This window comes from Nocardia rhizosphaerae (assembly GCF_042650365.1).
In the GTDB taxonomy this organism is placed as follows: domain Bacteria; phylum Actinomycetota; class Actinomycetes; order Mycobacteriales; family Mycobacteriaceae; genus Nocardia; species Nocardia rhizosphaerae.
On record NZ_JBHSBA010000015.1, the window covers coordinates 391,128 to 410,569 of the forward strand.

The 19,442-nt window shown below is 70.8% G+C and carries 21 protein-coding genes; 11 read left to right on the plus strand and 10 right to left on the minus strand.

Annotated elements, in window-relative coordinates; translation table 11 throughout:
• Position 1 precedes the first annotated feature (1 nt).
• Complete coding sequence (locus tag ACFOW8_RS23950; RefSeq protein ID WP_378553704.1) at positions 2-646, minus strand: LysE family translocator; 645 nt, start codon at positions 644-646, stop codon at positions 2-4.
• A gap of 16 nt (positions 647-662) precedes the next feature.
• Complete coding sequence (locus ACFOW8_RS23955; RefSeq protein ID WP_378554653.1) at positions 663-1,445, minus strand: crotonase/enoyl-CoA hydratase family protein; 783 nt, start codon at positions 1,443-1,445, stop codon at positions 663-665.
• Positions 1,446-1,630: 185 nt separating this feature from the next.
• Between ACFOW8_RS23955 and ACFOW8_RS23960 the strand changes: the two genes are divergently transcribed.
• Positions 1,631-2,050 carry a YciI family protein gene (locus ACFOW8_RS23960; RefSeq protein ID WP_378553705.1) on the plus strand — a complete coding sequence of 140 codons (420 nt, stop codon included), beginning with the start codon at positions 1,631-1,633 and terminating at the stop codon, positions 2,048-2,050.
• A 6-nt stretch (positions 2,051-2,056) separates the two neighbouring features.
• Positions 2,057-3,337 (plus strand): RNA polymerase sigma factor, encoded by a 1,281-nt coding sequence (locus tag ACFOW8_RS23965; protein WP_378553706.1) that lies wholly within the window; start codon positions 2,057-2,059, stop codon positions 3,335-3,337.
• A gap of 153 nt (positions 3,338-3,490) precedes the next feature.
• Here ACFOW8_RS23965 and ACFOW8_RS23970 read toward each other — a convergent pair whose 3' ends face one another.
• The 6 genes from ACFOW8_RS23970 to ACFOW8_RS23995 are packed head-to-tail and all read right to left on the minus strand — an operon-like array spanning position 3,491 to position 9,636.
• Positions 3,491-3,967 carry a nucleoside deaminase gene (locus ACFOW8_RS23970; RefSeq protein WP_378553707.1) on the minus strand — a complete coding sequence of 159 codons (477 nt, stop codon included), beginning with the start codon at positions 3,965-3,967 and terminating at the stop codon, positions 3,491-3,493.
• Complete coding sequence (locus ACFOW8_RS23975) at positions 3,964-4,944, minus strand: ornithine cyclodeaminase family protein (RefSeq protein WP_378553709.1); 981 nt, start codon at positions 4,942-4,944, stop codon at positions 3,964-3,966. Before ACFOW8_RS23975 ends, ACFOW8_RS23970 begins: the two co-directional genes overlap by 4 nt.
• Positions 4,945-4,974: 30 nt before the next feature.
• On the minus strand, positions 4,975-5,901 hold the full coding sequence (locus ACFOW8_RS23980; RefSeq protein ID WP_378553710.1) for an ABC transporter permease: 927 nt from the start codon (positions 5,899-5,901) through the stop codon (positions 4,975-4,977).
• Entirely contained in the window at positions 5,898-7,058 is a 1,161-nt protein-coding gene (locus tag ACFOW8_RS23985) for an ABC transporter permease (RefSeq protein WP_378553711.1), read from the minus strand. Before ACFOW8_RS23985 ends, ACFOW8_RS23980 begins: the two co-directional genes overlap by 4 nt.
• Positions 7,055-8,638 carry an ABC transporter ATP-binding protein gene (locus tag ACFOW8_RS23990; protein WP_378553712.1) on the minus strand — a complete coding sequence of 528 codons (1,584 nt, stop codon included), beginning with the start codon at positions 8,636-8,638 and terminating at the stop codon, positions 7,055-7,057. The genes ACFOW8_RS23985 and ACFOW8_RS23990 overlap by 4 nt, the downstream gene beginning before the upstream one ends.
• Before the next feature lie 5 nt (positions 8,639-8,643).
• Complete coding sequence (locus ACFOW8_RS23995; protein WP_378553713.1) at positions 8,644-9,636, minus strand: BMP family protein; 993 nt, start codon at positions 9,634-9,636, stop codon at positions 8,644-8,646.
• A 135-nt stretch (positions 9,637-9,771) separates the two neighbouring features.
• Here ACFOW8_RS23995 and ACFOW8_RS24000 point away from each other — a divergent pair, with 135 nt between their 5' ends.
• Positions 9,772-10,518, plus strand: coding sequence for a GntR family transcriptional regulator (locus ACFOW8_RS24000; RefSeq protein ID WP_378553714.1), 747 nt, complete (start codon positions 9,772-9,774; stop codon positions 10,516-10,518).
• Between the two features lie 188 nt (positions 10,519-10,706).
• Here ACFOW8_RS24000 and ACFOW8_RS24005 read toward each other — a convergent pair whose 3' ends face one another.
• On the minus strand, positions 10,707-11,591 hold the full coding sequence (locus ACFOW8_RS24005) for a LysR family transcriptional regulator (protein WP_378553715.1): 885 nt from the start codon (positions 11,589-11,591) through the stop codon (positions 10,707-10,709).
• A gap of 71 nt (positions 11,592-11,662) precedes the next feature.
• Here ACFOW8_RS24005 and dapA point away from each other — a divergent pair, with 71 nt between their 5' ends.
• Both dapA and ACFOW8_RS24015 read left to right on the plus strand, forming a co-directional pair.
• Positions 11,663-12,556, plus strand: a complete 894-nt coding sequence (dapA, locus tag ACFOW8_RS24010) for a 4-hydroxy-tetrahydrodipicolinate synthase (RefSeq protein ID WP_378553716.1) — start codon at positions 11,663-11,665, stop codon at positions 12,554-12,556.
• A gap of 65 nt (positions 12,557-12,621) precedes the next feature.
• A complete protein-coding gene (locus ACFOW8_RS24015; protein ID WP_378553717.1) occupies positions 12,622-14,148 on the plus strand; it encodes a DHA2 family efflux MFS transporter permease subunit in 1,527 nt (508 codons plus the stop codon).
• A 53-nt stretch (positions 14,149-14,201) separates the two neighbouring features.
• On the opposite strand, the gene ACFOW8_RS24020 is transcribed toward ACFOW8_RS24015, so the two are convergent.
• Entirely contained in the window at positions 14,202-14,633 is a 432-nt protein-coding gene (locus tag ACFOW8_RS24020; protein WP_378553718.1) for a type II toxin-antitoxin system Rv0910 family toxin, read from the minus strand.
• Positions 14,634-14,912: 279 nt separating this feature from the next.
• On the opposite strand from ACFOW8_RS24020, the gene ACFOW8_RS24025 reads away from it, so the two are divergent.
• The 6 genes from ACFOW8_RS24025 (at position 14,913) to ACFOW8_RS24050 (ending at position 19,420) form a co-directional block, all read left to right on the plus strand.
• The gene (locus tag ACFOW8_RS24025) at positions 14,913-16,298 is read left to right on the plus strand and encodes an ATP-binding protein (protein WP_378553719.1); all 1,386 of its coding nucleotides are present in this window, start codon (positions 14,913-14,915) and stop codon (positions 16,296-16,298) included.
• Positions 16,276-16,686: a roadblock/LC7 domain-containing protein gene (locus ACFOW8_RS24030; protein ID WP_378553720.1), complete on the plus strand. Its 411-nt coding sequence runs from the start codon at positions 16,276-16,278 to the stop codon at positions 16,684-16,686. Before ACFOW8_RS24025 ends, ACFOW8_RS24030 begins: the two co-directional genes overlap by 23 nt.
• Positions 16,686-17,036: a DUF742 domain-containing protein gene (locus ACFOW8_RS24035; RefSeq protein ID WP_378553722.1), complete on the plus strand. Its 351-nt coding sequence runs from the start codon at positions 16,686-16,688 to the stop codon at positions 17,034-17,036. Before ACFOW8_RS24030 ends, ACFOW8_RS24035 begins: the two co-directional genes overlap by 1 nt.
• Positions 17,011-17,613 carry a GTP-binding protein gene (locus tag ACFOW8_RS24040; protein WP_378553723.1) on the plus strand — a complete coding sequence of 201 codons (603 nt, stop codon included), beginning with the start codon at positions 17,011-17,013 and terminating at the stop codon, positions 17,611-17,613. The genes ACFOW8_RS24035 and ACFOW8_RS24040 overlap by 26 nt, the downstream gene beginning before the upstream one ends.
• Before the next feature lie 32 nt (positions 17,614-17,645).
• Positions 17,646-18,815, plus strand: a complete 1,170-nt coding sequence (locus tag ACFOW8_RS24045) for a cytochrome P450 (protein ID WP_378554654.1) — start codon at positions 17,646-17,648, stop codon at positions 18,813-18,815.
• Positions 18,816-19,027: 212 nt separating this feature from the next.
• Entirely contained in the window at positions 19,028-19,420 is a 393-nt protein-coding gene (locus ACFOW8_RS24050) for a hypothetical protein (RefSeq protein WP_378553725.1), read from the plus strand.
• Positions 19,421-19,442 lie beyond the last annotated feature (22 nt).

Consider the following 19,442-nt stretch of genomic DNA (forward strand, 5'->3'; position numbering starts at 1 on the left):
GCTACTCCTTACGGCCGGTGAAGACCAGGGACGTGCCGAGCCCGATCATGACCAGCCCGCCCGTACCGCCGATAGCCGCCAGCCGGTGGGGCGCGCGGGCGAACCAATCCCTGGCCGCCCCGGCCGCCAGCGCCCACACCGAATCGAGCAGGACCCCGAACAGGGGGATGCAGGCACCGAGGACCATCATCTGGGCCACCACGGAACCTGTTGCGGGATCCGCGAACTGGGGGAGCAGGGCCGCGATGAACACGATGGTCTTCGGGTTGGTCAGGCCGACGACGAAGCCGTCGCGCACGGCGGCGCCAGCGCCGCGGCCGCCCCCGCCCGCGCCCGCCGTCAGATCGGCGGCGATGTCGTGGCGATGCCGTAGGGCCTGCACGCCGAGCCAGACGAGATAGCAGGCACCGGCCAGCTTGACCGCGGTGAAGATCGTCGCCGAGGCCAGCACCACGGCACCGAGGCCCACCGCGACCGCCACGACCTGCCCGTAGACGCCGGCCGCGTTGCCGAGCAAGGTCAGCAGCGCGGCGCGACGGCCGACGGTGATCGCCCGGCCGATGGTGAACAGCACGCTCGGGCCGGGGATCAGCACCAGGACGAACGCGAGACCGGCGAAGGCCAGCAGGCTGTGCGCGGAGACCATCAACGCAGCCTAACGGTCAGCGGGCCTGCCAGCGGGGCGTGCGTTTCTCGGCGAAGGCCAGGGTGCCCTCCCGCACGTCCGCGGTGCGGGCGACGCCCATGATCTCGCGGTGGGTGAGGTCCCAGGCGGCATCGTCGTCGATCCTGCCGTCGACCAGGCCCAGCGCGACACGTTTGCTCGCCTGCACGGCCAGCGGTGCGTTGGCCGCGATCCGCTCGGCCAGGGCGAGCGCCGCGTCGAGTACCTGCTCGGCCGGCACGACCCGGTTGACCAGGCCGACTTCGAGTGCCCGCGCCGCCGTGACCGGCTCGCCGGTGAGGATCATCTCCATGGCCACCTTGCGCGGTAGCTGCTCGGGCAGCCGGAAGGCGCCACCGGCGGCCGCGAACAGGCCGCGCGCCACCTCGGGCAGGCCGAAGGTGGCGGTTTCGGCGGCGACCGCCAGATCGCTGGCCAGCACGAGTTCGGTCCCGCCGCCGAGCGCGAAACCGTTCACCGCGGCGATCGTCGGCTTGCTGATCGGGTGGCGGACATAGCCGGCCAGACCCCAGTCCTCGTGTCCGGGCGCGAAGATGTTCTCGCCGCGGCCGATCGCCTTCAGATCGGCGCCCGCGCAGAACGCGCGCTCGCCGGCCCCGGTGAGCACTACGGCGCGGATCTCGGGATCGGTGTCGGCCCGCACGAGCGCCTCCCCGACGCCGGTGCTGACCGCCGCGTCGACGGCGTTCATGGCCTGTGGCCGGTTGATCACGACGACCAGCACATGGTCGCGTCGCTCGACCAGGACTGCGCTCACGATGGACTCCTCGAAGCTCCGCCTGTCGGCCTCGATGCGCGACAGGTCCCTTCGAGAGGTATCACGTCGCACGCGCGGCGTCGTAGGCTGCGCGAGAACTCGGGGAAAAATATCTCGATCGGTTGTCGATCGGTGCGCGCGTCGTTCGACCTAGGGATGAAACAACCATCACCGACAGGAGACACACCATGAAGTACATGCTGATCATGCGCAGCAACGACGAGGCGATGGCGTCGTTCGCCGACGTCGACTTCGACGAGATGCTCGAAACGATGGGGCGCTTCAACGACGAACTGATCCGCGCGGGCGTGCTCGTGGCCGCCGAAGGCCTCGACGACGCGGCCGAAAGCGTCGTCGTCGACTACGGGTCGGAGACCCCGGTGGTCACCGACGGACCGTACGGGGAGACCAAGGAACTGTTCGGCGGGTTCTACATTCTCAATGTCGCCTCCAAGGAGGAGGCGGTGGAATGGGCCAAGCGGATGCCGATGACCGGTCCCGGCATCAAGACCGAGATCCGCCGGGTGCCCTCGATCGACGAGTTCCCGCAGGACAACGAGTGGATCAAGCGGGAGAAGGCCTGGCGTGAGGCCACCGGCCAGGTCTGAACCCGGATGACGCACCAGGGCAGGGAAGCCGTCGCCGCGGTCTGGCGGATCGAATCGGCGCGGATCGTCGGCGCGCTCGCGCGCTACACCGGCGATTTCGCGCTGGCCGAGGACCTGGCGCAGGAGGCGCTGGCCGAAGCGCTGGTGACCTGGCCACGCGACGGCGTGCCACGGCAACCCGCCGCCTGGCTGCTCACCGTCGGGCGGCGGCGCGCTATCGACGCGTTCCGCCGCCGCGCGGCCCTCGACGACCGATACGCCACCCTTGCCGGCACGCTCGCCGAGGGCGGCGTGCTGACCGGCGGTGACGGCACCGCACCGGTGGCCGAGCAGGTGCTGTGGGATCCGGACCAGATCGACGACGACGTCCTCGCGTTGATCTTCATCGCCTGCCACCCGGTGCTGTCCAGACAGGCGCGGCTGGCCATGACCCTGCGGGTGGTCGGCGGTCTCACCAGCGACGAGATCGCCAGAGCGTGCCTGGTGCCGACCGCGACGGTGCAGGCCAGGATCACCAGGGCCAAGAAGACGCTCGGTGCGGCCTCGGTCGCCTTCGCCGTGCCGCCCGAAGCGGAACGGCGGGCCCGGCTCGGCTCGGTGCTCGGCGTGATCTACCTGATGTTCACCGAAGGCTCGACGGCCAGCAGCGGCGCGGAACTCATCCGCGTCGACCTGGCCGGTGAGGCCCTGCGGCTCGCGCGGGTGCTGTCTCGGCTGATGCCTACCGAACCCGAAGTGTTCGGGGTGCTCGCCCTGCTCGAGCTCACCGCGGCCCGGTTCCCTGCGCGGATCGGACCCGACGGGGAGTCGGTGCTGCTCGAGCAGCAGGACCGGCGCCGCTGGGATCGGTCGGCGATTCAGCGGGGCCGCGCCGCGCTGGCCAAGGCCGCCGAGGTCGGGCGCGGGCTCGGTGCCTACGGCCTGCAGGCCGCGATCGCGGAATGCCACGCGGTGGCCGCGTCGGTACCCGAGACCGACTGGGAACGCATCGTGGTGCTCTACGAGGCGCTGGGCCGGCTCGCCCCCTCGCCGATAGTGGAGCTGAACCGGGCGGTGGCGGTGTCGATGGCCCGTGGACCCGCGGCCGCGCTGCCGATCGTCGACGGGCTGGCCGCCGACGGCGCGCTGGCCGGGTCGGCGCTGCTGCCGACCGTGCGCGGCGAACTGCTCACCCGGCTCGGGCGCGCCGGCGAAGCGCGCGTAGCGCTGGGGGAAGCCGTCGCGCTCTGCGGCAACGAACGCGAAAAGGTCGTCCTCGACCGGAAACTGCGGGCGCTCGGCGAGTGAAGGCGTGTCGACGATGTTCCGACCGGCAGAGTTCGTACCCGGCCCGCGGGAGGCGTGCGGCTCTCGCGAACGCACGCTCCGGCGGGCAAGCGCACTCCGTCGGCATCAACGCGCGACATCGGCGCAGGGACGAAGATCGCGGCGGGTCCGGCCTCAACCCGCGGCGGCCCGGCGGAAGACCGCGAGCGCTTCCTCGCCGAGATGCGGCCCGCTCACCTCGACCGGCACGTCCGCCGTCGCGACGAGGTCGGCACAGGCGAGAGTGAAGCTCGGTGAGCCGGGCAGAATCTGCCCGAATTCGGCTGCCGCGGCGGCGAATACGATCCGTCCCACATGGGCCCACACCATCGCCGCCGCGCACATCGGGCACGGCTCGCCGCTGGCGTACACGGTGGAGCCGCGCAGGGCGTCGGCCTTGCCCGCGGCCGTGGCCGCCAGGATCGCGACCAGCTCGGCATGGGTGGTGACATCGCCGGAGGTGGTCACCGCATTGGCACCTTCGGCGAGGACGGTACCGTCCCGGTCGACGGCGACGGCGCCGAACGGGCGGTCGCCGCGGGCCGTGGCCACCTCGGCGAGCTCGATGGCGCGGCGCAGATGGGTGCGGTCGATCTCGGTGAGTGTGGTCATGCGCTGAGGTCCACTTCCGTTCCGATGCCGTTGGCGCGAGCCTTGTCGATGAGCAGCCGGGCGGCGGCCAGATCCTGCAGGCCGATCCCGACGGAGTTGAACAGGGTGATGTCGGTATCGCCGGTCCTGCCCGCGGCCCGGCCCGTGATCACCTCGCCCAGCTCGGTGCGCACCGCCGCCTCGGTGATCGCACCCTCGGCGAGGGCGAGCAGCGTGTCACCGGACTTGGTGAGCGTGGTCGGCACCGAGTCTACGACCACCAGCGCCCGCCGCATCGCCTCCCCGTCGACCTCGCGGTGGTCGGCGCGGGGCGGGGCGCCGACCGCGTTGACGTGCAGTCCGGGGCCGAACCAGGCGCCGCGCACGAGCGGTTCCCGCGAGGGGGTCAGCGTGCACAGGATGTCGGCCTCGGCGGTCACCGCGGCCACCGACGGCATGGCGCGCACGTCGATACCGAGGTCGGCGACCGCGGCCCGGAACCGGTCGAGGGTGGCCTCGGTGCGCGACCACACCAGCACGGTATCCAGCGCACGGACCGCGGCGACGGCCCTGGTGTGCTCGACGGCGAGCGCGCCTGCCCCGATCAGGCCGAGCACCGAACTGTCCTGGCGGGAAAGATGTTTGGTCGCCACCGCGCTGGCGGCGGCCGTGCGCACCGCGGTGACCAGCCTGCCGTCGATCAGCGCCTCACAGGCACCGTCGGCCGCGGAGGTCACCACGATCACCGAACGTTGCACCGGCAGCCCACGCCCGGCGTTGGCGGGCAGGTCGGCCAGCAGTTTCACCGCGGCGGCTCCGGTGGATTCGGCGGCGGCGACCATCGGCACGAACGCGGCACCCCCCAGGCTCAGCGCCGGTGGCGCGGGCACCAGTGCGGTACCGAGGGCGAGGTCGGCGTGGGCGCGTTCGACCGCGGCGAGTACCTCGCCACGGTCGAGGACGGCGGTCACATCGGAATGCGACAGGATCAGAGTCAACGCAGCAGCTCCTAGGAAAAGCGGGACAGGTCAGGCGGTTCGGGCGAAGGCGACGGTCAGGTCGCGCGGTGAGCGGCTGTTGCCGACCAGGCCGCTGACGGCGACGATCGCGATCAGGTAGGGCAGCATCACCAGCACCGCGAACGGCACGTGGATACCGAGGGCGGGCAGGGCGAACTGCAGCGCCTGCGCGATGCCGAAGAACACCGATGCCCAGATCACCCCGAGCGCGCGCCAGCGGCCCGCGATCACGGCGACCACGGCCAGATAGCCGATTCCGCCGGTCATGTTGTCGCTGAACGAATGCACTTCCGACAGGGCGAGCTGGGCACCGCCGAGCCCGGCCGCGAACGCGGCGAGCAGCACACAGCAGGCGCGGACCGCGCGTACCGGCAACCCGGTGCGATCGGCGGCTACGGCGTCCTCGCCGATCGCGTCGATCACCAGCCCCAGTTTCGTGCGGCGGGAGAACACCACGGCCAGCGCCGCGACCACCGCCAGACACAGGTAGCCGAGCGCGGTCTGCCCGAAGAGGGCGGGGCCGAGCACGGGGATGCGGTGCAGCACCGGAATCGGCAGCGGGTCGAATCCGGCGATGCCGTGGCCCTTGCCGTCGGCGAGCAGCAGCCGCGCGCCGTAGGTGGTGGCGCCGAGGGCGAGCGCATTGCTCGCGATGCCGACCACGATCTGGTCGGCGCGCAGTGGGATGCTCCAGATCGCTTGCAGCGCACCGAATACCAGGGCGGCGAGGACCGCGGTGAGCGCGCCGAGCACCGGCGACCCGGTGGTGACGGTGCCGAGCACCCCGGCGAACGCGCCGGTGAGCATCATCGCCTCCAGGCTCAGATTCAGCACGCCCGCGCGCTCGCTGACCAGTTCGCCGCTGGCCGCGACCAAAATGGGCAGGGTGAAGCCGATCCCGCTGGTGGCGATGTCGGTGACGGTGTCGATGCTCATCGTCGGGCTCCTGCCAGATCGGTGGTGTCGGTGCCCGCCTGAGCGGAATCCGGTTGTGGCGCAGGCGGTGCGGACCGGGGGCTGCGCCTGGTCCACAGCGCGGCGCCGGCGATGAACACGATCATCAGCGACTCGACGACGGCGATGGTCGAGGCGGGCACCTCGGCGGCCAGCTGCAGGTTGATCCCGCCGGAGACCAGGAATCCGAGCAGCAGCGACACCGCGACGACGGCGGCCAGTGAACCACGGGCGAGCAGGCCGACCACGAGGCCGGAGAAGCCGTAGCCGGAGGAGAAGCCCTCCGCGAGCACGAACGGTGCCGTCGCCACCAGCAACCCGCCGGCCAGACCGGCGAAGGCGCCGGCGCCGGAGAGACTGAGGAAACGCAGCCGCTGCACCGGAACGCCGAGCCGGGCCGCCGCGTCGGGGTTGAGCCCGACCGCGCGCAGCCGGGTGCCCAGGGCGGTGTGCCGCAACAGGATCGCGGTGCCGAGCGCCGCGGCCACAGCGATCCACAGCGCGATGGTCGCCGGTGACCGCTCGATCCCGAGCAGCGGCAGATGCGCGGCGGCGGTGAGCGGCTCGGACTGCGGCAGCGTCTCCGAGGAGGTGACGGGCTGGCGCAGTAGCGCGGGCTCGTGCACGACGAGCAGCACCGCCGCCAGCCCGACGAAGTTGAGCAGCAGCGTGGTGATGATCTCGCTGGTACCGCGCCGGACCCGCAGCCAAGCGGCGATCGCGGCCCACAGCCAGCCCGCCGCCGCGGCGCCGAGCAGCACAGCGGGCAGGGTGATGGCGGCCGACGCGCCGGTCAGGGTGGTGCCGATCGCGGTGGCGGCGATGCCACCCGCGCAGATCTGGCCCTCGCCACCCACATTCACCAGGCCGGCCCGGTGCGCGATGGTGAAGCCGACCGCGACGAGCATCAGGGTCGCCGCGACATTGAGCGAGGCGCCGATGGCGTAGTCGGTGCCGAACATGCCCTCCCACAGCGCCGTCATCGTCGCGCCGGGGGCCGCGCCCGCCGCCGCGGCGAGGAGCAATCCGATCAGCCCCGCCGCGACCATGGCCGCGACGGCGACGACGACCGGCTGGTGCGCCCACCGCCGCAGCTCGATCCGCCGCGGCGCCGGGCGTTTCACTTTCGTGGCGGTCATGCCGATACTCCCATCATCAACTCGCTGATCTGGTGTGCCGCCGTGGGATCGGCGGTCTCGACGGGTCCGGCCAGCGCACCACGGAAGGCCACGAGGACCCGGTCGCACAGGGCGAGCAACTCGGGGACTTCGCTGGACACCACGAGCACGCCGCAACCGTCGGCGGCCGCGCGCCGCAGCTGGGCGAGGACGAAATCGACAGCGCCGATATCCAATCCGCGCGTCGGCTGCCCGGCCACCAGACATCGCAGGTTCGCCGCGGACAGTTCGCGAGCCAGCACCACCTTCTGCTGGTTGCCGCCCGACAGCGACCCCATCCGCACCGTCGGTCCGGCCGCGCGCACGTCGAACCTGGCCAGCTCGGCGGCCGCGGCACGCCGCATCGCCCGCTTGTCGAGCAGGCCGAAGCGCCGGAACCGGCCGAGCTGTCCGAGGAAGAGGTTCTCGGCCAACGTCATCTCGGCGACCATCGCGTCGCGATGGCGGTCTTCCGGGACGACGCCGAGTCCGAGCCGGGTCCGGGTCGCCGGTGTGGCCGAGGTGATGTCGATGCCGTCGAGTGTCACCGTGCCCGCGTGTGCGGGGGCGCTGCCCGCGAGCAAGGCGAGCAGTTCGCTCTGGCCGTTGCCTTCGACGCCTGCGATCCCGACGATCTCCCCCGGTCGCACGCTCAGCCGCGCGCCGTCGAGGGCCGTGCTCCCGTCGCCGCGGCGCATGGTGACCGACTCGACCGCGAGAACCGGGGTGGCTGTGTGGTTCTCAGCCACCTCGGGTGCGGCGGCGCCGGGGGTGGGTGGCGTGGTGCGCGGTGCCTGCTCGGACTCGAGCCCGATGGTCGCGGCGACTGTCGGGTCGAGATCGGCGGCGGTGCGGCCGACCATCGCGGTGAGCAACTGGGCGATGCTGGTGTTCGACATCCGCCCGCCGCCCGCCACGGTGCCGCGCCGCAGCACGGTGGCGGCGTCGGCGACCCTGGCCACCTCGCCGAGCTTGTGCGTCACCAGCACCACCGCCTTGCCGTCGGCGGCCACCGCACGGCAGGTGTCGATCAGCGCGTCGATCTCGGCGGGATCGAGCACACCGGTCGGTTCGTCGAGCAGGACCAGCGATGGATCACGCAGCAGCGCCTTGACGATCTCGACCTTCTGCCGCGCGCCCACCGGCATCGTCGACACCTGCTGGTCGAGCTCGACGCGCAGCCGGTAGCGCTGCGCGATCTCGTCGAGCCGGGTGGTGAGCTCGCCGCGCCGCATCCGCGCGCCCCGCTGGGTGAGCAGCAGGTTCTCCGCGACCGTCATGGTGGTGACCAGGCTGAAGTGCTGATGCACCATGGCCACCCCGGCGGCCATCGCGGCGGCAGGGGAGTCGGGGGCGAAGTCGGTGCCGCGCAGGGTCATCCGGCCGGTGTCGGGGCGGTAGCCGCCGAAGACCAGATTGCACAGCGTCGACTTGCCCGCGCCGTTCTCGCCGAGGACACAGTGCACCGTGCCCGATTCCACGGTGACGTCCACATCGTGCAGGGCCGCGACGTCACCGAAACTCTTGCCCAGCCCCTGCAGGGTCAACGCGGGAGTGTTCATGGCGGTCAGTACGGCTGCACCGCGCCGGTGGCCAGCGCCGACTTCGCCTTCGCCAGTGCGTCGGCGACGGCGGGATCGGTGCTGCACAGCACGAAATCGGTGCCGTTGTTGGGCGAGGTGAGGCCGAACCGGACGTTCTCGGCCTGCCAGCTGCCGTCGAGCACGGCCTCGACCGCATATTCGAGTTCGGCGCCGATATCGGTGTGCACATAGCCGAGATAGACCGGGTTGGTGCAGTCGCCGGGGATCGGGCCGCCGACCATGCTCGCGCCGGATTGCGCCGCGGCCTGCTCCATGCCCGCCTTGCCGAGGTTCACGATCTGGCCCAGGGCGCCCGCGCCTGCGCCGTAGTCGGCCAGTGCGGCTTGCTTGGCCTTGGCCGGGTCGTTGAAATCGCCGACGTACTGCGGGGTGAGCACCTCGACATCGGGCTTGGCGAAGCGGGCGCCGTTGCCGAAGGCGAGGGCCGCGTTGACGATCGCGGGCAGCTCGACCCCGCCGACGAACGCGACCGCGCCGGTCTTCGAGCCCGCCGCCGACACGGCGCCGGAGAGGAACTCCGCCTCGGCCTGCTGCGGGTCGTAGTAGGCGAGATTGGCCATCGGCTCGGCGTCGGCGGGGCCGCCGATCTCGACGAACTTCACGTCGGGGAACTGCGGGGCGACCTTGCGCACGTCGGCGTCGGTCTGCCCACCGAGTGAGATCACCAGATCGTTGGTGGAGGCGAAGCGAACCAGGGCCTGCTGGTAGTCGCTGGCCGCGACCTGCTCGACCTTGCTCAGCTCGACCTCGTCGCCGAGGGCGTCGGCGATGCGCTGATAGCCGAGGTAGCCGGACTGCATGAAGCCGGTATCGGAGAGCGAACCGGGGAAGAACACGCCGACCTTCAGCTTGCCGTCCGCGGCGGTCGAGTCGGCGGAACCGCAGGCGGACAGCAGGGCGGTGGCCGCGAGGGCGGCCGAGCCGAAGGCGAGCGCGCGCCGAGTGGACTTGTGCACGGGTACTCCTTGATCTGACGAACCGCTCAGTTAGCGGTATACCGTTAAATGTCAGCCTGGAGCCCGTTGATGACAGGCGGATTACCGAAACGTAAGAAACGGTCGCATGCGGGGCACGCGGCTACCGTTGTAGGCGTGGCGGAAGGGAAGGACGGTGTGGTGTCGGTAGAACCGGCGAAGAAGTCGCTGCGGGATCGGGCCTACGAGGAACTGCGGGACCGGATCGTGGATCTGCGATTGAGTCCAGGCCAGCGGCTGGTCGAACGGGACCTCGCGACCGAGCTGGCGATCTCGCGGATCCCGCTGCGCGAGGCGCTGCAGCTACTGGAGCGGGAAGGGTTGGTCGTCATCGTGCCGCGTCAGGGCGCGATCGTGGCGCCGTTCACCGTCACCGACGTGCGGGACCTGTTCGACGTTCGGGAAAGCCTGGAGGTGCTGGCCGCGCGACTCGCGGCCGAGCGTGCCGACCCCGCCGACCTGGCGGCGCTGCGGGCGCAGCTCGATGCCGCGCGCCGGGCCACCGCCGCGGGAGATCAGGCCGCGATCGCCGCCGCGAACGCCGGTTTCCATGCCTGCATCGTCACTGCCTCGGGTAACCCACTGCTGCAATCGTTGCTGCGGCCCTTGGAGTCCCGGGTACGCTGGCTGTTCCACCTCACCAAGGAACGTGACCCCGGCACGCAGTGCGACGAACACGAGGACCTCTATACCGCGATCGCGGCCGGTGACGCCGCGGCCGCCGCCGAGATCGCCTACCGGCATGTGGCCTCCGGCCGCGAGCCGAGCTTGGAACTCTCGGCGCAGTGGGCCATGCCCGACATCGACCCGGTCTCGGCGACCAGGACCAGACAGCGCGCGCCACAGCGAGAGAAGTCGGCCTGACCCGGCTTCCGGGTCGCGGTCGGGCAACCGGCCTGACAGCGCGCCGGGTGTGTCGAAGCGGCGGCCTTCCTCCGTCCGTGGAGCGGGATCGCCCCCGATGTCTCCTGACGCGGAGTCGGGCGTCGCGCACCGCAAGGCTCGGCGGCGCAACCGGCCTCGGCGCGTCCTGGATCTCGCGTGGGTGTGATTCAGCCGAGTTTCGTCGCCGCGGCATGCAGGGCGGTGCGGGCCGCTCGGACGGCGGGGTGTTCGGCGGTGCCGTCGCGGAAGGCGAGGTGAGTGCGGCGGCGGGTGGGCAGCGCGGTGAGGTGGACACCCTTGGGCGGGGTGTGCAGGGCCATGGCGGGGACGATGGCGGTGCCCGCGCCCGCCGCGACCAGGGCGAGGACGGTGTCGAAGGCGTCGGCGTGGTGACGGATCCGCGGCGCGAAACCCGCTGCCTCGCAGACGCGAAGGGTGGCGGTGTGGCACAGGGTGCCAGGGGTGCCCGCGATCCAGGCCGCGGTGTGCTGGGTGGGCAAGGGATCGTCGGCGGGCACCGGTTCGGGGGTGGCCAGGTAGACGGTCTCGTGGTGTAGGGGCTCGGTCGGCAGGGCCGGGTCGGCGGGGGCGGGGACGAGGTCGTAGTCGTGAGTGAGGGCGATGTCGAGGGTGTTCGCGCGCAGGGCGTTCGCGACATCGGCTGGATCGAGTTCGGTGACGGTGAGCTCGAGCCGCGGGTGCTCGGTGCTGAGCCGGACGAGCGCGGGGGACAACAGCGAGCGGGCCGCGGTGGGAAACGCGCCGATCCGCAGCGTTCCGACGAGTTCGCCGCGCGCGCACGACAGCTCGGCATCGGCGCGTTCCAGGGCGGCCAGGATGGTCTCGGTATGGCCGACGAGCAGCTGGGCCGCGGGTGTCAGGGTGACCCGGCGGCCCGTGCGTCGCAGCAGCGACACTCCTGCCTCGCGTTCCAGGGCGGTGAGCTGCTGTGAGACGGCGGAGGGGGTGTAACTCAATGCTTCGGCCACCGCGGCGATGGTCCCGCGGTGGGCCAGCTCGCGGAGCAGACGCAGCTTACGGACATCCAGCATCAGTTCAGCTTATGCTCGACGTCAATAACGTGAACTGGACCTGATGCTATACCTGGCCCGACCATAGGCGTATGACTTCGCCGCACGGGCTCTTCGTCCCCCTGATCACTCCGTTCACCGCCGACGGCGCGCTCGCTCGCACCGCCCTCGAACGCCACGCGCACGCCGTGCTCGACGCGGGCGCCACCGGGCTGGTCGCGCTCGGCACCACCGCCGAACCCTCGGCCCTCACCCCGGCGGAACGAGAGGAGGTGCTCGGCATCTGCGCCACCGTGTGTGTAGAGCGCTCCGCACCGCTGATCGTCTGCGCGGGTGGCTACGCCACCGCCGAATCCGTCCGCGCTGTCGGCGAACTCGCGCATCCGGCCGCGGCGGTCCTCTCGGTGGTGCCCTACTACGTGCGTCCGAGCGAGGAGGGCGTGATCGCGCACTTTGCCGCGCTGGCCGCGGCGAGCCCGGTGCCGTTGGTCATCTACGACGTGCCGTATCGCACCGCACGTCCCCTCAGCGGTGACACGCTGGTGCGGCTGGCGGGGATTCCGAATGTCGTCGGCTTCAAGCACGCCGTCGGCGGTGTCGACGCGGCGAGCACCGAACTGCTGGCGCGCGCGGGATCGGTGACCTCGGTGCTGTGCGGTGACGACCGCTTCGCCTCGGCATTGCTGGCACTCGGCGCCAAGGGCGGCATCCTGGCGGCGGCGAATGTCGCGCCCACCGAGTACGCCGACCTGGTCGCCGCCTGGCTCGCCGGTGACGCCGCCCGCGGGCGCGCGCTCGGCCACCGGCTCGACGCGCTCGCCGCCGCCCTGTTCGCCGAGCCGAACCCGACGGTGATCAAGGCGGTGCTGGCCGAGCAGGGCCGCATTCCCAGCGCGGCGGTGCGCCTGCCACTGCTGCGGGCCTCGGCCGACGCGGTCACCTCGGCGCTCGTGGCGGCGGGGCGGGCAACCGCCGCTCCCGTATGACCCGGCAACTCCACGAGCAATATTTTTCACTGGTCTTGTGTTCGGGTAAGTGGCACGCTTAACCGGTGACGAAACCTCCGGATATCGGCGCGGCCGAGGCTGCCCCCGACAAACTCGATGCCGCCGTTCTGAAAGTGGCGGGTGTGGTCGTCCTCGGCGCGGTGATGTCGATTCTCGACATCACCGTGGTCACGGTCGCGATCCCCACCTTCATGACCGATTTCCAGTCCTCGGTGGAGGTCGTCGCCTGGACCATGACCGGCTACACCCTGGCGCTGGCCTCGGTGATCCCGCTGACCGGCTGGGCCGCCGACCGGTTCGGCACCAAGCGGCTGTATCTGGCGGCACTGAGCTTCTTCATCATCGGCTCGGTGCTGTGCTCGATGGCATGGAGCATCGAGTCGCTGGTGGCTTTCCGGGTGATCCAGGGCATCGGCGGCGGCATGCTCATGCCGCTCGGCATGACGATCATGACCCACGCCGCCGGTCCGCAACGGATCGGACGGGTGATGGCGGTGCTCGGTGTGCCGATGCTGCTCGGCCCGATCTGTGGCCCGATCCTGGGCGGCTGGCTGATCGACTCGTTCAGCTGGCACTGGATCTTCCTGATCAATCTGCCACTCGGCCTGATCGCGCTGGTGCTGGCCTTCGTCGTGTTCGCGCCCGACCAGCCGAAGCCGTCGGAATCGTTCGACTTCGTCGGTATGCTGCTCGCCTCGCCGGGTCTGGCGCTGTTCCTGTTCGGTGTCTCCTCGATTCCGGAGAAGGGCACCGTGCTGGCCGGGCGGGTGCTGATCCCGGCGATCGTCGGCGCGATCCTGCTGGTGGCGTTCGTCTTCCACGCGCTGCGCACCGAGCATCCGCTGATCGACCTGCGCCTGTTCGAGAACGTGTCGCTGCGCTACTCGGTGCTCACCATGTCACTGTTCGCGACAGCGTTCTTCGGTGCAGGCTTCCTGCTGCCGAACTATCTGCAGCAGGTGCGTGGGGAGACCGCGTTCGACTCCGGTCTGCTCATGGCGCCGCAGGGCATCGGCGCCATGCTCACCATGCCGATCGCCGGATTCCTGGTCGACAGGATCGGGCCGGGCAAGATCGTGCTGGTCGGCATCACGCTGATCACCGCGGGCCTGGCCGGGTTCACCCAGCTCGGTCCCGACACGTCCTACCTGCTGATCGGCGCGGCGCTGGTGGTGATGGGTCTCGGGATGGGCGCCACGATGATGCCGGTGATGACCGCCGCCATCCAGACCCTCACGCACGCCCAGGTCGCCCGCGGCTCGACGCTGATGAACATCGTCAACCAGACCGCCGCATCGATCGGCACCGCGACCATGTCGGTGGTCCTGGCCGCCCAGCTCAACGATCACGACGAGGCGAAGATGGCGATCGCGGCGACCGTGAATCCGGAACTGGCCGCCCAGATTCCGCCCTCGATCGTCGAACAGGGGCTGGAGCTGGCCGCCGACGCGTTCAGCTCCACCTACTGGGTCACCGTCGTGGTCGCGGCGCTCACCTTGATTCCGGCGTTCTTCCTGCCGCGGAGCAAGCCGAAGGCGCCGGTCGATGCCGAGGCCGTCGCGCTGGTCTGAGCAGCACACCGCGAGCTCGGACGGAACACGGTGTCCGTCCGGGCTTTCGCGCGTCAGCCGTAGAGCTTGACGAACGCCTCCAGCGATCGCTCGATATCGCCGCGCAGGGCCTTGGCCACCGCCGAGCCGATCGGGCCGAACAGCGGCGCGCCACCCAGGTCGATGTCGACCCCGACCCGTGACCCGTCGCCGGCCGGCTCGACCTGCATGGCGAGGCCGAACTTGGTACCGCCGATTCCGGCGCCGCTGAGCGCGAGGCGCCGCGGCGGTTCGGCGGTGCGCACCGTCCAGGTGACCTTGTTGCGGAACCCCTTCACCCTGGCGATGCCGACCAGCACGGTGCCGGGGGTGAGGTCGGCGGGCAGCTCGCCGCGCCACGCCTCGTGAATGGTCAGCCAGTCGCCGAGGGTCGGCAGGTCGGCCGCGTGCGCCCAGGCTTGGTCCGGCGGGACGGGGACATCGACGGAGAGCTTCAGTTTCGCCACGTCCGGATGGTATCCGGTACCCGTGGTTCCGTCTCGATCGGTCCCGCGCGCCGCGTGAGGACAGGGCAGGAGACAGTTATGCGGGTTCGGAATTATGATGCCGGACAGGATGATCCGCGGCGGGGGTTGCCCGGTGCTGCTAATGTGTGCGAGTCGCGGGCAGCGAGGCAGGTGAAGCGGATATTCGCGCCTGCCGCACGCCTCGCGCGAACACCTCGCCGGGCCGACCGGTGAAGGCCCACCGGCTCAGCGGTGAGGTCGACGACGACGAAAGATCTGATGAACTCGGGAATCGCGGTGCTGTTACTTGTTATCGGAGCGCCGCTGTTGCTGCTGGCGCTGGCCGTGACAATCCTGGCCATGCGCAACGAGCGCCAGCAACGGCGCCGCGCCGACGCGGCCATCCGGGAGCGAATCGCCTGCGAGAACGCGCTGATCCAGCTGGCGCACACCACCCTGCCCGCGATCACCGACGCGGTGCGCAGGCACGATATCCCGTCCGTCACCGTGGATGTGCCCGCGGAACTGCAGGACTCGAAATACGCCGAGGTGCTCGCCGGTATCGCCGTCGGCCACGCCGACGATCTGCGTGTCGTCGCCGAGGAGACGAGGGCGATGGTCGAGCGCTACAGCGAGCAGCGCAGGCTCGCCGAGGTGCAGGCCGCGCAGGAGGCCGCGCGAGCCGAGGTGGCCGCGTCCTCGCGCGCCGCGACCAGCGCCGCGGTGCGCTCGTTCGGCACCTCGGTGGTCAGCCTCGGCACCGATCTGGGCCAGGTGGTCAGTACCGCGCTGCGCGAACACCGCGACGACGCCATCTACGAGACGCTGACCCGGATCGACCACACCGTGCAGCAGATGATCCGCCAGGCGCAGTCCTATGTGATCGTCTCCGGCGGCCTGCCCGGCAGGCGCTGGCCGCAGCAGTCGCTCACCGATGTCGCAGGCGGTGCCACCGGCCGGGTGCGGGAATACCTGCGGGTGCGGGCCGGTCAGTCGGACCGGGTGGTGATCAGCCGGGCGGTCGAACCGCTCGTGCACACGCTGGCGACTCTGCTCGACAACGCGCTGCGCTACTCGCCGCCCTCGTCGTTCGTCGAAGTCGGGTTCCAGGAGGGACATCACGGCATCACCGTGATCATCGACGACGCGGGTATGCGGATGAGCCCGGAGCAGCTGGAAGACGCCAGGCAGGTGCTCAGTGGCGAACGCGCGGTCGACATCCACGATCTGGGTCCGGCCCCCAAGGTCGGCTTCCCCGGAATCGCGGCACTGGCCCGCCGGTACGGCTTCTCCGTGCACGTCGACGGACCCAATATCTTCGGTGGGATGCGGGCCATGGTCTATGTGCCCTCGGCGCTGCTGGTCAGCGGTGCTGCGGCGCGGCTGCCCGAGCCGGATCTCGCCGCGCCTGCCCACGTGCCGGTGCCGGTTCCGGCGCCCGCCGACAACGAAACCAGGGGAGCGGAGATCCACGAGATCACCAGTGGGGGATTGCCCAAGCGCCGCCGCAGGCCGGTCGCGCCGGAGCAGGCGGGCGCGCCCGCCGAGGCCGGGCATGCCCGGCCCGACCTGGCCGCTGCCTGGCACAGCGGCTCCCGCAGCGGCCGCGCCGCGGCCGAGCGAACCACGGAAGGAACAGCCGATGAGCACACCGGTGGCCGATAGCACCAACCGATTGGCGTGGCTGCTCGAGGACCTGCAGATCCCCGGCGTCCGCTTCGCGGTGCTGCTGTCCGATGACGGACTGCGCATCGCCCATTCCCGTGGCGTGGCGAAGGACGACGCCGAACGGTTCGCCGCCGGTGCCTCGGGGCTGCGCTCGCTCGGGAAGGCACTCGGCGAGTTCTGCGGAGGTCCGTCGAACGCGGTGCGCCAGAACATGACCGAATACGACGAGGGCATGATCATGATCACCGCGGCGGGCGCGGGCGCGCTGCTCGGGGTGGCGACGACGACCGATGTCGATGTCGCCCTGGTGGCTCACCGGATGAACGAGCTGGCCTCGCGGGTCGGCCACGAGATCGGCAGCGCGCCGCGCCTCGGTGGCCGGTAATGAGCCGGGGCAGGCGCGATCCCGACCTGGTCAGGTCGTATGTGCGGACCGGCGGCCGGGTGCGGGCCGCGCATGAACTGGATCTGGTGACCCTGGTGCGCGCGGTCGCCGACGCGCGCCCCGATCACCGGCCCGACGAGCGCCGGGTACTCGCGCTCACCAGCAAGCGTGGCGCGCTGTCGATCGCCGAGCTGTCGGCATATCTGGACCTGCCTGCCTCGGTCGTGAAGATCATCGTGTCCGACCTGCTCGACAGCGGACACCTGCACTGCCCCACCCCGGCCGAGGTGAAGCCGGAACTCGCGTTGATCAAGGAGGTGCTGCATGGTCTCCGTGCCATCGCGGGCTGAGATCGATTACGTCCCCGAGACCGTGACCAGATCGGTCAAGATCCTGGTCGCGGGGAACTTCGGGGTCGGCAAGACGACCTTCGTGTGCGGAGTGTCCGAGATCAGGCCGCTGCGTACCGAGGAGACCATCACCGAGGCCAGCATCGGCGTCGACGATCTGGCCGGTCTCGGCAGCAAGGTGCAGACCACCGTCGCGCTGGACTTCGGCAGGCTCACCCTGAATCCGCAACTGGCGCTGTACCTTTTCGGCACGCCGGGCCAGGAACGGTTCGCCCCGCTGTGGGAGGAACTGGCCCGCGGCGCGCTCGGTGCGTTGGTACTGGTGGACACCCGCCGCATCGAGAAGGCCGACGACGTGCTCGCGGCCCTGGAACGGCGTGGTGTGCCGTACGCGGTGGCGGTCAACGAGTTCGAGGGATTCCGCCGCTACCCGCTCGAGGAGGTGCGCGAGGCACTGGACCTGGCGCCGGAGACACCGGTGATCGCCGTCGACGCCCGGCGCCGCGACCACGGCCTGCGCGCGCTGATCACCCTGGCCGAGTACCTGTTCCAGCGGCACGAAGCGACGGTGTCGTGACGCTCGACCCCCTCGTCGCCGAGCGGGTTCCGATGTACGCGCCGGAATTCGCCGCCGATCCGCAGGCGGCCTACCGGCGGATGCGGGAGCGTTTCGGTCCCCTGGTACCGGTGGAATTGGCGCCCGGGATCCGGGCCACCCTGGTGATCGGATATCACACGGCGGTACGGATCCTCAACGATCCCGAACACTTCCCGGCCGATCCGCGAATGTGGCAGCGCGATATCCCGCCGGACTGCCCGGTACTGCCGATGCTGCAGTTCCGCCCGGCCGCGCTGCGCACCACCGGTGCCGAGCACGCCAGGTACCGGCAGGCCAACGTCGCCGCGCTGGCCGGGGTCGACCTGTACGCCATGCACACCACGGTCGAGCAGTTCGCCATCCCGCTGATCAACAGCTTCTGCGCGCGCGGCAGCGCGGATCTGCTGAGCGAGTACGCGTTCCCACTGGTGTTCCAGGCGCTCAACGCCATGCTCGGCTGCACGCCGCAGATCGGGCAGCAGGTCGCCACCGGGATGGCGCAGATCTTCGAGGGCGACGACGCCGAGGCAGGCAATGAGCTGCTCTCCTCGGCGCTGACCGATCTGGTCGGCCTCCGGCAGCGTGAGCCGGGCGAGGATGTCGCCACCCGCCTGTTGCAGCACTCGGCCGCCCTCACCGACGAGGAGCTGGTGCATCAGCTGCTCGTGCTCTACGGCGCCGGGATCGAACCGATGCTCAACCTGGTGGTGAATACGCTGCGGTTGATGCTCACCGACGACCGGTTCGCGGGCAATGTGCTCGGCGGCAGCCTGTCCACCCGCGACGCGCTCGACGAGGTGCTGTTCACCGATCCGCCGCTGGCCAACTTCTGCATGACCTACCCGCGCCAGCCGACACTGGTCGAGAACACCTGGCTGCCCGCGCACGAACCGGTCGTGATCAGCATGTCGGCCTGCAACAACGATCCGGCCATCGCGGGCCGCGACGTGGTCGACAATCGGGCCCACCTGGCCTGGAGCGCGGGGCCGCACGGCTGCCCAGCCAAACCGGTGGCCTACCTGATCGTGCAGGACGCCATCGACCAGCTCCTCGACGCCCTGCCCGAGCTCACCCTCGCGGTCCCCGCCGATGACCTCGTCTGGCGTCCCGGCCCGTTCCACCGCTCCCTGGCCGCCCTGCCGGTGACCTTCCCGAAGACCCCGCCGCTGCCGATGCCGTGATCGGTGATTCCGGTGCCGTCGCCGCAATCACCGGCGGAGCTCTGTGGCGTCGTGCGCTGTTCGCCCGCCCAACACCCCCGCGCTCTGGTCGCGGGCCTAGCGGGTCGGCGTTTCGTGTGTTCTCCCACCATCGACCGCGCGATGGGGTGAGGATGGGGATCGATCAGCCGGCCTCGCGTTCGGCCGGCCCCCGCAGCACAAGGACGTGAGATATGAGTGACAGGACCCTCGCCTTCGCCATCGCGGCCACCGGAACGGCGTTGCTGGCCATGACGATCGGCGCGCCCACCGCGGGTGCGGCCGTTTCGCAACTGACCGTCGACCCCGGTCTGAGCGTCGGCAGCTCGACCAATTACGGCACGGGGTGCACCCACCACCTGGTCGCCCGGCTCAGCGTCGGCATCGAACCGGTCGCGTTCTACGACAACGGCGCGCTGCTGGCCGTTGTCGCCCCGACCGACGGCATCGCCACCATCGACTGGGTGCCGACGAGCACTGGACCGCACACCATCGCGGCCCTGCAGGGCGGCGTCGGACGCGGCTTCGACCTGCACGTCGGCCGGGGCTACCGGTTCGGCGAGTCCTGCGTGGTCACCGGCGGCTGACCCGATCACAGCGGTGGCCCGG

What these genes read in the sequence shown, in the direction of transcription:
- ACFOW8_RS23960 (WP_378553705.1), top strand. Translation starts at nt 1,631, where the DNA reads ATGAAGTACATGCTGATCATGCGCAGCAACGACGAGGCGATGGCGTCG.
- ACFOW8_RS23990 (WP_378553712.1), bottom strand. Translation starts at nt 8,638, where the DNA reads ATGAACACTCCCGCGTTGACCCTGCAGGGGCTGGGCAAGAGTTTCGGT.
- ACFOW8_RS23985 (WP_378553711.1), bottom strand. Translation starts at nt 7,058, where the DNA reads ATGACCGCCACGAAAGTGAAACGCCCGGCGCCGCGGCGGATCGAGCTG.
- ACFOW8_RS24040 (WP_378553723.1), top strand. Translation starts at nt 17,011, where the DNA reads ATGGTCTCCGTGCCATCGCGGGCTGAGATCGATTACGTCCCCGAGACC.
- ACFOW8_RS23950 (WP_378553704.1), bottom strand. Translation starts at nt 646, where the DNA reads ATGGTCTCCGCGCACAGCCTGCTGGCCTTCGCCGGTCTCGCGTTCGTC.
- ACFOW8_RS24030 (WP_378553720.1), top strand. Translation starts at nt 16,276, where the DNA reads ATGAGCACACCGGTGGCCGATAGCACCAACCGATTGGCGTGGCTGCTC.
- ACFOW8_RS23965 (WP_378553706.1), top strand. Translation starts at nt 2,057, where the DNA reads ATGACGCACCAGGGCAGGGAAGCCGTCGCCGCGGTCTGGCGGATCGAA.
- ACFOW8_RS24035 (WP_378553722.1), top strand. Translation starts at nt 16,686, where the DNA reads ATGAGCCGGGGCAGGCGCGATCCCGACCTGGTCAGGTCGTATGTGCGG.
- ACFOW8_RS24050 (WP_378553725.1), top strand. Translation starts at nt 19,028, where the DNA reads ATGAGTGACAGGACCCTCGCCTTCGCCATCGCGGCCACCGGAACGGCG.
- ACFOW8_RS24025 (WP_378553719.1), top strand. Translation starts at nt 14,913, where the DNA reads ATGAACTCGGGAATCGCGGTGCTGTTACTTGTTATCGGAGCGCCGCTG.
- ACFOW8_RS23970 (WP_378553707.1), bottom strand. Translation starts at nt 3,967, where the DNA reads ATGACCACACTCACCGAGATCGACCGCACCCATCTGCGCCGCGCCATC.
- ACFOW8_RS24045 (WP_378554654.1), top strand. Translation starts at nt 17,646, where the DNA reads ATGTACGCGCCGGAATTCGCCGCCGATCCGCAGGCGGCCTACCGGCGG.
- ACFOW8_RS23980 (WP_378553710.1), bottom strand. Translation starts at nt 5,901, where the DNA reads ATGAGCATCGACACCGTCACCGACATCGCCACCAGCGGGATCGGCTTC.
- dapA (WP_378553716.1), top strand. Translation starts at nt 11,663, where the DNA reads ATGACTTCGCCGCACGGGCTCTTCGTCCCCCTGATCACTCCGTTCACC.
- ACFOW8_RS24005 (WP_378553715.1), bottom strand. Translation starts at nt 11,591, where the DNA reads ATGCTGGATGTCCGTAAGCTGCGTCTGCTCCGCGAGCTGGCCCACCGC.